Source organism: Streptomyces sp. NPDC043952 (genome assembly GCF_056435325.1).
In genome coordinates this window covers 195,048-207,918 of sequence record NZ_JBWKES010000008.1, presented here as the reverse complement: position 1 = coordinate 207,918, position 12,871 = coordinate 195,048, and the positions used below count along the sequence as shown (strand labels likewise).

9 protein-coding genes are annotated in these 12,871 nt (G+C 73.4%); 7 read left to right on the top strand and 2 right to left on the bottom strand.

Annotated features, from left to right (window positions below):
* Positions 1-14 precede the first annotated feature (14 nt).
* From gatB to AC069R_RS12475, 5 genes are all read left to right on the top strand, one after another.
* Positions 15-1,529 carry an Asp-tRNA(Asn)/Glu-tRNA(Gln) amidotransferase subunit GatB gene (gene gatB, locus AC069R_RS12495; protein ID WP_478766810.1) on the top strand — a complete coding sequence of 505 codons (1,515 nt, stop codon included), beginning with the start codon at positions 15-17 and terminating at the stop codon, positions 1,527-1,529.
* A gap of 218 nt (positions 1,530-1,747) precedes the next feature.
* Positions 1,748-4,003: an MMPL family transporter gene (locus AC069R_RS12490; RefSeq protein WP_478766809.1), complete on the top strand. Its 2,256-nt coding sequence runs from the start codon at positions 1,748-1,750 to the stop codon at positions 4,001-4,003.
* Positions 3,981-4,553, top strand: coding sequence for a GNAT family N-acetyltransferase (locus tag AC069R_RS12485; protein ID WP_478766808.1), 573 nt, complete (start codon positions 3,981-3,983; stop codon positions 4,551-4,553). Before AC069R_RS12490 ends, AC069R_RS12485 begins: the two co-directional genes overlap by 23 nt.
* Before the next feature lie 45 nt (positions 4,554-4,598).
* Entirely contained in the window at positions 4,599-5,261 is a 663-nt protein-coding gene (locus tag AC069R_RS12480; RefSeq protein WP_478766807.1) for a hypothetical protein, read from the top strand.
* A 127-nt stretch (positions 5,262-5,388) separates the two neighbouring features.
* Entirely contained in the window at positions 5,389-5,607 is a 219-nt protein-coding gene (locus AC069R_RS12475) for a DUF6191 domain-containing protein (protein ID WP_478766806.1), read from the top strand.
* A gap of 6 nt (positions 5,608-5,613) precedes the next feature.
* On the opposite strand, the gene AC069R_RS12470 is transcribed toward AC069R_RS12475, so the two are convergent.
* Positions 5,614-6,777 (bottom strand): PQQ-dependent sugar dehydrogenase, encoded by a 1,164-nt coding sequence (locus tag AC069R_RS12470; protein ID WP_478766805.1) that lies wholly within the window; start codon positions 6,775-6,777, stop codon positions 5,614-5,616.
* A gap of 51 nt (positions 6,778-6,828) precedes the next feature.
* Complete coding sequence (locus AC069R_RS12465) at positions 6,829-7,827, bottom strand: aldo/keto reductase (protein WP_478766804.1); 999 nt, start codon at positions 7,825-7,827, stop codon at positions 6,829-6,831.
* Positions 7,828-7,901: 74 nt separating this feature from the next.
* Between AC069R_RS12465 and AC069R_RS12460 the strand changes: the two genes are divergently transcribed.
* Both AC069R_RS12460 and AC069R_RS12455 read left to right on the top strand, forming a co-directional pair.
* Complete coding sequence (locus AC069R_RS12460; protein ID WP_478766803.1) at positions 7,902-8,942, top strand: 2-hydroxyacid dehydrogenase; 1,041 nt, start codon at positions 7,902-7,904, stop codon at positions 8,940-8,942.
* 197 nt (positions 8,943-9,139) lie between these two features.
* Positions 9,140-12,829 (top strand): putative bifunctional diguanylate cyclase/phosphodiesterase, encoded by a 3,690-nt coding sequence (locus AC069R_RS12455; protein ID WP_478766802.1) that lies wholly within the window; start codon positions 9,140-9,142, stop codon positions 12,827-12,829.
* The last annotated feature ends 42 nt before the right edge of the window (positions 12,830-12,871 follow it).

Here is a 12,871-nt window from a genome sequence, read left to right as displayed (position 1 = left end):
GGGAAGTTTTCACCGTGACCACCACGACCGACCTGGTGTCGTACGAGGACGCGCTGGCGTCGTACGACCCCGTCATGGGCCTTGAGGTCCATGTCGAACTCGGCACCAAGACCAAGATGTTCTGCGGGTGCTCCACGGAGCTGGGCGCCGAGCCCAACTCGCAGACCTGCCCCGTCTGCCTCGGTATGCCCGGCGCGCTCCCGGTCGTCAACGCGACCGGCGTCGAGTCGGCCGTCAGGATCGGCCTCGCGCTGAACTGCTCGATCGCCGAATGGTGCCGCTTCGCCCGGAAGAACTACTTCTATCCGGACATGCCGAAGAACTTCCAGACCTCCCAGTACGACGAGCCGATCGCCTTCGACGGCTACCTCGACGTACAGCTGGAGGACGGCGAGACCTTCCGCGTGGAGATCGAGCGCGCCCACATGGAGGAGGACACCGGCAAGTCGACGCACGTCGGCGGCGCCACCGGCCGGATCCACGGCGCGTCCCACTCCCTGCTGGACTACAACCGCGCCGGCATCCCGCTCATCGAGATCGTCACCAAGCCGATCGTGGGCGCCGGCGAGCGCGCCCCCGAGGTGGCCAAGGCGTACGTCCGCGAGCTGCGCGAGGTCATCCGTGCCCTCGGCGTGTCCGAGGCCCGCATGGAGATGGGCCAGCTGCGCTGCGACGTCAACCTGTCGCTGATGCCCAAGGGCGCCGACAAGTTCGGCACGCGCTCGGAGACGAAGAACGTCAACTCCCTGCGCTCGGTGGAGCGCGCGGCCCGCTTCGAGATCATGCGGCACGCGGCCGTGCTCTCCTCCGGCGGCACCATCGTCCAGGAGACCCGCCACTTCCACGAGGACACCGGGTCCACGACCTCGGGCCGCGTGAAGGAGGAGGCCGAGGACTACCGGTACTTCCCGGAGCCCGACCTGGTCCCCGTCGCGCCCTCGCGCGAGTGGGTCGAGGAGATCCGCGCGGCGCTGCCCGAGCTGCCGCTGGTGCGCCGCACCCGGCTGCTCGCCGAGTGGGGGATCTCCGCCACCGAGATGCAGGCGATCCTGAACGCCGGCGCGCTGGACCCGATCGTCGCCACCATCGAGGCCGGGGCCGACGCGGCGTCCGCCCGCAAGTGGTGGATGGGCGAACTGGCGCGCAGCGCCAACGAGTCCGGCACCGCCCTGGACGAGCTGCCGATCACCCCGCAGCAGGTGGCCCGCGTCACCGAGCTGGTCGCGAAGGGCGATCTGAACGACAAGCTGGCCCGCCAGGTCATCGAGGGCGTCCTCGCGGGCGAGGGCACCCCGGACGAGGTCGTCGACAAGCGCGGCCTGAAGGTCGTCTCCGACGACTCGGCGCTCGGCACCGCCGTGGACGAGGCCATCGCCGGCAACCCCGGCATCGCGGACAAGATCCGCGGTGGCAAGGTGGCCGCGGCCGGCGCCCTGGTCGGCGCGGTCATGAAGGCCACCCGCGGCCAGGCCGACGCGGCCCGCGTCAAGGAGCTGATCCTGGAGAAGCTGGGCGTCAGCGAGGGCTGAGCCACCGTCACCCGAGGGGGACGTGCCGCACCGGCGCGTCCTCCTCGGCGTTTCCCGGTGCCGTCCGCTCCCGCTGTGAGTAAGCCCACGAACGCGGCAAACGATCACTTTTGCCTGCAAGAGTGTCCAGTGATTGCTCATGCGTTCTTTGCGGGCTGTTCCGTCTATGGACGATCGTTCCCGGTCAAAGATCCACAAACCATCCTGGGAGCACGTCCGTGGCAGCCCTCGCGCGCTGGTGCGTCCGGCACCGACTGATCGCCGTCCTGCTGTGGCTGTGCGCCTTCGGCGGGGCCACCGCGGCCGCCTCCGTCGCCGGCACGTCGTACTCGAACGACTACGCGGTCCCCGGCACCGAGTCCGGCCGCGCGGCCCAGCTGCTCCAGGCGGGCTTCCCCGGCCTCGGCGGCGACAGCGACACCGTCGTCTGGCACACCACCGAGGGCACCGTCCGCGCCGCCGACGTCGAACAGAGCATGACCGGCGCCCTCGACCGGATCGCCGAACTGCCCGGCGTCGCCTCCGTGGACGGGCCGTACGGCGCTCAGGGCGCCCGGCAGATCAGCGCCGACGGCCGCACCGCCTACGCCACCATCACCTTCGCGCAGCAGGCCGAGGACATCGGCAAGAACGAGGCCCAGGCCGTCGTGGGCGCCGCCAAGGCCGCCGGGGGCGACGGACTCCAGGTGGAGCTGGGCGGCAGCGCCATCGGGCTCACCGAGACGCCGGACGACCGCACCGCCGAGGTGGTCGGCGTGCTCGTCGCCGCCGTCGTCCTCTTCCTCGCCTTCGGCTCGCTCGCCGCATCCCTGCTGCCGATCGCCACCGCCCTGATCGGGGTGGGCACCGCGCACGCCGGCATCGGACTGCTCGGCCACGCCATGACGGTCGCCGACTTCGCGCCCATGCTCGGCATGCTCGTCGGCCTCGGCGTCGGCATCGACTACGCGCTGTTCATCGTCACCAGACACCGGCGCGGACTCAAACGCGGCCTGGACGCCACCGAGGCCGCCGTCAGCGCCGTGACGACCACCGGACGCGCCGTCGTCTTCGCGGGCGCGACCGTGTGCATCGCCCTGCTGGGCATGCTGATCCTGCGGCTGAGCTTCCTCAACGGCGTCGCCGTGGCCGCGAGCCTCACCGTGCTCCTCACCGTCGCCGCCTCGGTCACCCTGCTGCCCGCCCTGCTGTCGTACATCGGACCGCGCGCCCTGAGCCGCCGCGAACGGCGCCGGCTCGCCGAGCACGGGCCGCGCCCCGAGGTGCCCACCGGCCTCGCCGCCCGCTGGTCCGCGCTGGTGGAACGGCGCCCCAAACTGCTCGGCGCGCTCGCCGTCGCCGTGATCGCGCTGCTCGCCCTGCCCACCCTCTCGCTCCACCTCGGCACCTCCGACCAGGGCAACGACCCCCGCACCTCCACCACCCGCAAGGCGTACGACCTGCTCGCCGACGGCTTCGGCCCCGGCGTCAACGGGCCGCTGACCCTCGTCACCCGCGTGGACGGCGCCGCCGACCGGCTCGCCCTGGACCGCCTCGACACCACCCTGCGCGCCACCCCCGGTGTCGCCTCCGCCACCCCGGCCGCCTACGCCACCGGCGGCGAGACCGCCTACCTCACCGTCGTGCCCGACTCCGCGCCCCAGTCGAAGGCGACCAGCGCCCTGGTGGACCGGCTGCGCGCGAGCGTGCTGCCCCGCGCGGAACAGGGCACCTCCCTCGACATCCAGGTCGGCGGGGTGACCGCCAGCTACGACGACTTCGCCGATGTGATCGTCGGAAAACTCCCGCTGTTCGTCGGCACCGTCATCGGGCTCGGCTGCCTGCTGCTGCTCGTCGCCTTCCGCTCGCTCGGCATCCCGCTCAAGGCCGCCGTGATGAACATCGCCGCCGTGGCCGCCGCGTTCGGCGTCGTCGTCGCCGTCTTCCAGTGGGGCTGGGGCAGCGAACCGCTCGGTCTCGGCCGCGCGGGCCCTATCGAGCCCTTCCTGCCCGTGATCATGGTCTCCGTCCTCTTCGGGCTCTCCATGGACTACCAGGTCTTCCTGGTCAGCCGGATGTACGAGGAATGGCTGGCGACCGGCGACAACCGGCGCGCCGTCCGGGTGGGCCTCGCCGAGACCAGCCGGGTGATCAACTCCGCGGCCGTGATCATGATCTCGGTCTTCCTGGCCTTCGTGCTCAGCGGCGACCGCGTGATCGCCATGTTCGGCATCGCGCTGGCCGCCGCCGTCGCCCTGGACGCCTTCGTGCTGCGCACCCTCCTGGTGCCCGCCCTGATGCATCTGCTCGGCGCGGCCAACTGGTGGCTGCCCGGCTGGCTGGAGCGCAGGCTGCCGCGTATCAGCATCGAGCCGCCGGAGTGCCGCGCCGCGCATGAGAGGCTCGCACGGGTCCCGGCCGACCGGATCGGCCGCGACCGACCGGACGGACGGCAGGAGGAAACACAGCATCATGTACGCGATATCCCTGGGTGACGGCGCCGAACTGCGCCCGCTGGAGGTCTGGCACGCCGAGGAACTGCTGGCCCATATCGACCGGGGACGCGCCTTCATCGGGCAGCACGTCGGACTGCCGGAGGTGGTGGCCGACCTGGACGGCGCCCGCGCCTATCTGCGGTCGTACGCCGACAAGCGCGCCGCCGACGCCGGGTCGCTGCACGGCATCCGGCAGAACGGGACGCTGGTCGGTGGCCTCCTCTTCCGCACCTGGGACACGCCGAGCGGGGTGTGCGAGGCCGGCTGCTGGCTGGAGCCCGCGGCGGCCGGACGCGGGCTCGTCACGCGCGGCATGCGGGTCCTGCTCGACTGGGCGTTCGAGGAGCGCGGCATGCACCGCGTCGAGTGGCACGTCTCCACCGCGAACCAGCCCAGCATCGGCGTGGCCCGGCGGCTCGGCATGACCCGTGAGGGCGTCCTGCGTGAGAACTACCCGCACCACGGGAAGCGCACCAGCACCGAGATCTGGTCCCTGCTGGCACCCGAATGGCGCATGGCCCGTTCCGGTGACGCGCAACACGCCCACTGACGATCATTAAGCGCCCTCTCAGACGGCATCCGTACGGTTGCTGCCATGGCAACGAAGACATCGGAAGACGCCGCGGCCGGTACGACGGCGGCGCAGCACGACGACGAGACGACACAGGGGGGCGACACCGCGGGGCAGGACACCGCGGTCAAGGCGGAGACGGCGGGCACGAGCGCGGAGGGCGCGGTCGCCGAGGGCGCGGTCGCCGAGGGCGCCGGGGAGGCTGCGGACGCGGCGGACGGTCCCGTGGACGAGCCCGAGGACGGCGCGGACGACGCGGACGACGCGGACGACGCGGCGGAGGCCAAGGCGCCCACCGGGGTCGGCCAGGGCGCCGGTGCCGTCGTCTCCGCCGCGCTGGGCCTGGTCTCGCTCACCGGCGGCTGGGTCGGCACCGTCGCGGGCGCCCGCCAGCAGCTCATCGGTCAGCTGCGGACGTCCTCCACGGCGGGCGTCGCCACGCAGATCAAGGCGGTCTACGGCGACGCCTGGCACACCACCGCGCTGTGGGCCGGCTTCTTCGCCCTGCTCGCGCTGATCACCGGCGTGGTCGTCCTCGCCCGCCCCGCCTTCGGCACCCCCGGCCGCCCGCAGGCGCCCTGGATCAAGTCGGTGGCCTGGGCAGGCGTCTCACTCGGCGTCATCGGCCTGCTCCTTGCGGTCCTGAAGTACTCGGACGCCCTGCTGGCCCTGCCGTCGGCGAGCTGAGCGGGCGGTAGACCACGACGCCCGGGGGCCTCGGGGAATTCGCGCACACGTCGCGGTTCCCCGAGGCTCCTTACGCGTGCGGTGCGGGAGATGATGGCCCCAGGACAACCGGCAAGGGGGAGCAGCCGTGTTCGACGCCTTCAGTGAACTGTTCGCGCCAGGGCGCAAACACACCCGCGAGGAGCAGAACCGCCTCGAACTGACCCGAGAGGAGGTCGGCGACAGCGACCCCGGTCGCGGCCCCATAGACCTCACCTCCGGCAAGGCGGTCATACGCCTGTCCGCTCCGGCCCCCACCACGGAGCCGGAGCCCGAAGGGACGGAGGGAGGCTCCCGGGAGCCGTAGGGGCGGCTAGCTCACCTGGAGTTCCAGCAGCCTGTCGTCCCCCTTCTTCGGATGTCCCCGGCCGTCCGTGTTGTCGGTGAGCAGCCAGAGTCGGCCGTCACCGGCCGGGACGACCGTGCGCAGGCGGCCGTAGGTGCCGGTGAGGAAGGACTGGGGAGCGGCCGCCGCTCGGGTGCCGCGCAGGGGGATGCGCCACAGGCGTTCGCCCTTGAGGGCGGCCATCCAGATGACGCCGTGCACGTAGGCGATGCCGCTGGGGGAGGCGTCGTCGGTGTGCCACTGGGCGAGCGGGTTCTGGAAACGGGGGTTCGCGGACCTGCCCTCGGCGTCGGGCCAGCCGTAGTTGCCGCCGGGCTTGATGGCGTTCAGCTCGTCCCAGGTGTCCTGGCCGAACTCGGAGGCGAACAGGCGCTGTCGGTCGTCCCAGGCGAGGCCCTGGACGTTGCGGTGACCCAGCGAGTAGACGGGGGAGCCGGGGAAGGGAGCGCCGGGGGCCGGTTCGCCGTCCGGGGTCAGCCGCAGGATCTTGCCGCCCAGGGAGTTCCGGTCCTGGGCGAGCCCGCGCCGGCCGCTTTCACCGGTGCCGGCGTACAGCATGCCGTCGGGGCCGAACGCGATCCGGCCGCCGTTGTGGACGGGGCCCTTGGGGATGCCCTTGAACACCGTGTCGGGGGCGCCCAGTTGCTCACCGGCCGGTTTCCTGTCGTCGTACAGCATGCGGACGATGCGGTTGTCCGAGGCGGAGGTGAAGTAGGCGTAGATCATGCGGTCCGAGGCGAAGTGCGGGGACAGCGCGATGCCCAGCAGACCGCCCTCGCCCGCCGGGGCGACCCCGGAGACCGTGCCCAGTTCGGTCTTACGGCCCGTGCCGGGGTCGATGCGGGTGATCGTTCCGTCGTCGCGGGAGGAGACCAGCAGATCGCCGCCCGGCAGCACGGCCAGCCCCCACGGTGACTTCAGGCCCTCGGCCACCGTGCGCAGCACCCGTACCGAGCCCTTGGCCGGTGCCGCCGACTCCGTGGCCGGGGCGGCGGGCGCGGTGCTCGGCGGCGCCGTACGGGGCAACTGCCCCGGAAAGCCCACGCCCGGAGAGCCGGACGAGCAGCCCGCCGCCAGCAGCAGGGCGGCCGCGGCCAGCACGGTCGGCACAGCTCGACGTCGCACGATCATGATCCCTTCGGGGCGGCGTTCCAGCGGGGGTCTTCCCCTCCCAAGGGTCCCTCAGTCCCACGACCCCTGCGCCCCCGGCAGCCGCGCGATCTCCGCCAGCTCCGCGGGCGACAGCCGCAGCCCGGCCGCCGCCGCGTTCTGAGCGGCCCAGCGCTCCCGCTTCGTGCCCGGCACCGCGATCACATGACGCCCCCGCGACAGCACCCAGGCCAGCGCCACCTGCGCCGGGGTGACCTCCGGGCCGTGCCGCCGGGCGACGCGGCGCAGACCGGCCACGATCGGCTGGTTGGCGGCCATCATCTCGGCGGTGAACCGGGGGTGCCGGGCGCGCACGTCGTCCGGTTCGAATCCCTCGCCCGGCGTGAGCGTGCCGGTCAGGAAGCCGTTGCCCAGCGGCATCGCCGCCAGGAAACCCACGCCCCGCGCCTCGCACCACGGCAGCAGCGTCCGCAGCGCCTCCGGCGACCACACCGACAGCTCCGCCTGCACCGCGGCCACCGGGAACACCTGCTGCACCCGCTGCAACAGGCGCAGCGTGCCGTCGTACAGGCCCGCGCCCGAGCGGCGTCCGCCGCGCGCGCCCAGCGCGCACAGGCCCAGCGACCGCACCTTTCCGGCCCGCACCAGCTCGGCCATCGCGCCCCAGGTCTCCTCGATCGGCACCTCGGGGTCGGGGCGGTGCAGCTGGTAGAGGTCGATCACATCCGTCTGGAGCCGGCGCAGCGAGGCGTCGCAGGCCCGTCGCACATAGCCGGGGCGGCCGTTGGCCACGATGTGCTGCTCGCCCACCAGCAGCCCCACCTTCGTGGAGACGAACGCGTCCGCCCGCCGCTCCCTGAGCACCCGCCCGAGCAGCAGCTCGTTGGTGAACGGGCCGTACATGTCCGCGGTGTCCAGCAGGCTCGCCCCCAGGTCCAGCGCCCGGTGCACGCATCTCACCGACTCGTCGCCCCGTTGCCGCGAGGTGCTGTACGCCCAGCTCATCGGCATGCACCCGAGTCCGACGGCCCCCACCGCGAGCGCCCCCGCGCCGATCGTCCTGCGCTCCACCTGCTCCGGAACCTCCCTTGGCCGGTCCCCAACCTAACCTCTGCGCCGCGCGTACCTGACATAGCCTCCTGACCATGAGCGCAGACGTATGGCTTCCGCTTCCGCCCGAGGAGATCGAGGGGCTGCCCGAGGGCTTCCGGTATCTGTTCTGGGACGGCGGCGAGGACGGCGACCAGGACTTTCCGGGCGACCCCGCGCGGTGCGTGATGTACGTGGTGCCGTACATGAAGCGCGGGCCGGTCAAGGTGCGCCCGCTGGAGCGGCTGAGCGGCGTCGAGGTCATCCAGACGCTCACGGCCGGCGTCGACGACATCACCGCGCGGCTTTCGGCCATCAGGCCGGGCGTACGGCTGTGCAACGCGCGCGGGGTGCACGAGGCGAGCACCGCCGAGCTGGCGCTCACCCTGACCCTGGCCGCGCTGCGCGGCATCCCGGACTTCGTGCGGGCCCAGCAACAGGAGCGCTGGCAGGGCGTGTTCCGGCCCGCGCTCGCCGACAAGAACGTGCTGATCGTCGGCTACGGCTCGATCGGCGCCGCCATCGAGGACCGGCTCACGCCCTTCGAGGTTGCGCGGGTGGCGCGCGTCGCGCGCTCCCGGCGCACCACGGCGCGCGGTCTCGTGCATCCGATCGCCGATGTGCTCTCTCTGCTTCCGGACGCCGACGTCGTGATTCTGTCCACCCCCCTCACGGACGCCACCCACCGTCTGGTGGACGCCGGATTCCTCTCCCGGATGAAGGACGGGGCGCTCCTGGTGAACGTCGCGCGCGGGCCCGTCGTGGACACGAACGCGCTGCTCGCGGAGCTGGAACGGGGCCGGATCACCGCCGCCCTGGACGTCACCGACCCCGAGCCGCTGCCGCCCGGCCACCCCCTGTGGAAGGCCCCCGGCGCACTGATCACCCCGCATGTGGGCGGACCCACCTCCGCCTTCCTGCCGCGCGCCAGGCGGCTGCTGGTCGATCAGCTGACCCGGTTCGTGCACCACGAGCCGCTGCGGAACGTGATCCTGACGACGGGTCAGGACCCGAAGGACCCGGTGGGAACGGCCCCCGGTGATCCGTCGGAAACAGATCCGGAGGGCCCGGACAGCCCCGGAACGAACGGGCTTTAGGGCCTTTCCGGCACCCTCCGCGACCTCTCGGACGCGGCCCGTGCCCGCATCCCCGCTGCTCGTCACGGAGCGTAGAGAAGCTATGTCCCTGAGTGACGATCCTGGTGTATCGTCCCGACAGGGGCAGCGCCGCCTACATCGGCGCCGGGGATGACATTTCAGATCTTGTGAGGGGGGCGACGGGCGATGCACGGCCTATGGACGAACGATCCGACGCGGTGGAGCCGGCGACGGCGGCCCTGGCGCACGGCCGCGGGCAGCCGCGGCCACCACACCGCTCACCACACCCACCACCCGCGCCGGCCGGCCGGCCCCCGCAGGCACGCACACCCGGTGCGCCGGGTGCGGCGGGAAGCGGGCGCCTCGGCCACCGGGAGGCCCCGGTGAGCGCCCCCACGCCGACCACCACCGTCCACGCGCGGGTGCGCGCGCCGCACCCGCACCAGGACCCGCCGGCGCCCGGACGGCTCCGCATCCGGCGCACCCGCGCCTCCGAGCAACTCGTCCTCGCCCTGGTCTGCGCGGCGTACGCCGTCGGCGCCGCGTTCGACTGGGGCACCGACGAAATCGCGCTGATCATGGGCGACTTCGGGCTCAGCGCCGCGGCCGGCGCCGCCGCCGTCTCCTGCTTCCTGTACGCCCGCGGGCCGCGGGTGCGCTACCGCCCCGCCTGGCTGCTGTTCGGCCTCTCCTCGGCCATGGCCTCCCTGGGCAACGCCGTCTGGGGCTGGTACGAGGTGGTGCTCGGCCGGCCCGTGCCCAGCCCGTCGTACGCCGATCTGTTCTTCCTGTGCTTCGCGCCGCCCGCGATCGTGGGCCTGCTGGTGCTCGCCAGCCGTCCGGTCACCCGCGCGGGCTGGATCTGCCTGGGGCTGGACGCCTGGCTGGTCGGCGGCTCGCTGCTCACCCTGTCCTGGAGCCTCGCGCTCGCCCAGGCGGCCCGGTTCGACGGGCCGAGCGTGGCACACACCGCGCTGTCGCTGGCGTACCCGCTGCTGGACATCGCGCTGGTCAGCATGGTGCTCGCGCTGCACTTCCGGCGTGCCCCCGGCAACCGCACCGCCGTGAACACCGCGATCGGCGCGCTCGCCCTGACCGTGATGTGCGACGCGCTGTTCACCTCGCCGCTGCTGCACAGCAGTTACCGCTCCGGGCAGCTGCTGGACGCGGGCTGGTTCGCCGGGTCGCTGCTGCTCGCCTACGCCCCCTGGGCCACACCCCGGCCGGAGAGCGCACCGCAGGCCAGGGCGGCGGACGGGCACACCCGCGCGGCCACCGGGCACCTCCGCGCGGCCGCCGGACAGCCGCGCGCCACCGGCACCCGGACGCCGTCCGCGCCCGCCGCCGGTCACCAGCCGCAGTCCCCGTCCGCCACCGGTCACCAGCCGCCGTCCGTCCCCGCCCCGACCGCCGAGCACAGCCGGGACCCCGGCTCCGGTCAGGACGCGTACACGGGCTCCGGGCACGACACGTACGGGGGCGCCGGGCGCGACGCGTACGAGGGCTCCGGGCACGGCTCGTACCCGGCCACCGAACCGGGCCACCCCCGCGACGCCGGAGGCAGCCCGTTCCCGGACGCCGGGGACGGCCTGTTCCCGAGCGCCGGGCACGGGCCGCGTCCGGCACCCGAGCCCGCCCCCTACCCCGGCGCCGACCACGTCCGCTACCCGGCCGGCCGCCCGATCACCGGCTCGCTCGGCGCGCTCACCCCGTACCTCGCCGCCGCGGTGTGCACCCTGGGCATCCTGTACAACGTCCTCAACGGCCGCAGGCCCGACCACGTCGTGCTGATCACCGCGGGCTGCGTCGTGCTCGCCCTCGTGATCCGCCAGGGCATCATGCTGCTGGACAACATCGCCCTCACCCAGGAACTGGCGCAGAAGGAGAACCACTTCCGCTCCCTGGTGCAGGGCTCCAGCGACGTCATCATGATCGCCGCGCCCAACGGCATCCTGCGCTACGTCTCCCCGGCCGCCGCCGGGGTCTACGGCCGCCCCGCCGAGGAACTGGTGGGCACCGAGCTGGCCGCCCTGATCCACCCCGAGGACCTGGGCTGTGTGGTGCACGAGGTGCGCCGCTTCCTCGCCGCCTCCCCGGCCGTGGAGCCCACCACCCGCATCGAGTGCCGCTTCCGCTCCGGCGGCGGGGCCGCCTCCCGGCCGGGCGAAGCCGGGAGCGCGGGAGGCTGGCTGAACGTCGAGTCCACCGTCAGCCGCCACCACGGCGGCCTGATCTTCAACAGCCGGGACGTCACCGAACGCGTGCGCCTCCAGGCGCAGTTGCAGCACAACGCGGAGCACGACCCGCTGACCGACCTGCCCAACCGCGCGCTGTTCACCCGGCGCGTCCAGCAGGCCCTGTCCGGCCGCCGGGCCACCGACCGGGGCGCCGCCCTGCGCGGCACCGCGGTCCTCTTCATCGACCTCGACGGCTTCAAGGCCGTCAACGACACCATCGGACACCAGGCCGGCGACGAACTCCTCGTCCAGGCCGCCCGGCGGCTCCAGGACGCGGTCCGCCAGGGCGACACCGCCTCCCGGCTGGGCGGCGACGAGTTCGCGGCCCTGATCGTCGGGGACGGCACCCATGACCGCGCCGCCCGCGAGCGCAACATCCTGGAGCTCGCCGACCGCCTCAGGATGACCCTCTCCCAGCCCTACGCGATCGACGGCAACGATGTCCGGGTCAACGCCTCCATCGGCGTCGCCTTCGCCGAACCCGGCCTGGGAGCGGGCGAGTTGCTGCGCAACGCCGACCTCGCGATGTACCGCGCGAAATCGGCCGGAAAGGGCCGGGTCGAGCTGTACAAGCCGCAGATGCAGCAGGACGTCGTACGCAAGGCGGAGCTGGCCACCAGGCTGCGCGCCGCGCTGCACGACGGGGAGTTCGCGCTGCTGCACCAGCCCGTGGTGTCCCTGGACGACGGCCGGATCACGGCGGTCTCCGCGCAGGCCCGCTGGCGCTCCTCGCAGGGGGTGCTGTTCACCCCGGCCGAGTTCCTGCGGGTGGCCGAGGACGGCGACAAGACGGCCGAGCTGGACCGCTGGACCCTCCAGGAGGCCGTGGCAGGGGCCGCCGAGCGGGCGGCGAGCGGGCTCGTCGCACCGGTGGCGGTGCGGATGAGCGCCCGGCGGCTGCTGGACCGCTCGCTGCCGCCCGGCTCCGTGGAGGCGCTGCTGACCAGATACGGACTGCCGCCGGGAGCGCTGGTCATCGAGCTGTCCGACACCGACCCCGGTCTCGGTCTGGACGAGCTGGAGCGGCGGCTGACCGCGCTGAGCCGGCTCGGGGTGCGCATCGCGCTGGACGGCTTCGGCAGCGGCCACGCGGCGATCACCGCGCTGCGGCGGCTGCCCGTGGACATCCTCAAGCTGGACCGCGGCCTGGTCGAGGGCGTGCTGGAGTCCGCGCGGCTGCACAAGATCACCAGCGGGCTGCTGCGGATCGCGGGCGATCTCGGGCTCCAGTCCGTCGCCGAGGGCGTGGACCTGCCCGAGCAGGCCCTGGCCCTGCGCGCGATGGGCTGCACCCATGGCATGGGCGCGGCGTTCTCCGGCCCGCTGGACGAGTACCGGCTGCGCCGGGCGCTCGGCGCCGGGGTGTGCCCGGCGCCCTCGGCCGGCCCGCACGTACAGACCGGACCGCACCTGCCGGCCGGCCCGCACGCACAGGCCGGCCCGCACGCGCCCGCCGGACCGCACGCGCCGACCGTCCCCCACGCGCCCACCGGGGCGCACCCGTCGGCCGAACCGGCGTTCGCGGGCCGGGTTCGGGAAACCCAGGGGCGGCTGGGGGCCGCGGGGGTGTACACCGGAGGAGTACCCGCTGTTCTCGGAGGCGGCAGTGCCCTTCGCTCACATTCTGAGACGTCCGTCCCACCCACTTGACACGTGGTGCGCCCCGGAGGGAGGGTCAGTGCCATGCGCACC

Bases quoted from the DNA above. Each gene is read 5' to 3' on its own strand.
- AC069R_RS12485 (WP_478766808.1), top strand. From the start codon at position 3,981: ATGTACGCGATATCCCTGGGTGACGGCGCCGAACTGCGCCCGCTGGAG.
- AC069R_RS12480 (WP_478766807.1), top strand. From the start codon at position 4,599: ATGGCAACGAAGACATCGGAAGACGCCGCGGCCGGTACGACGGCGGCG.
- AC069R_RS12470 (WP_478766805.1), bottom strand. From the start codon at position 6,777: ATGATCGTGCGACGTCGAGCTGTGCCGACCGTGCTGGCCGCGGCCGCC.
- AC069R_RS12460 (WP_478766803.1), top strand. From the start codon at position 7,902: ATGAGCGCAGACGTATGGCTTCCGCTTCCGCCCGAGGAGATCGAGGGG.
- AC069R_RS12455 (WP_478766802.1), top strand. From the start codon at position 9,140: ATGGACGAACGATCCGACGCGGTGGAGCCGGCGACGGCGGCCCTGGCG.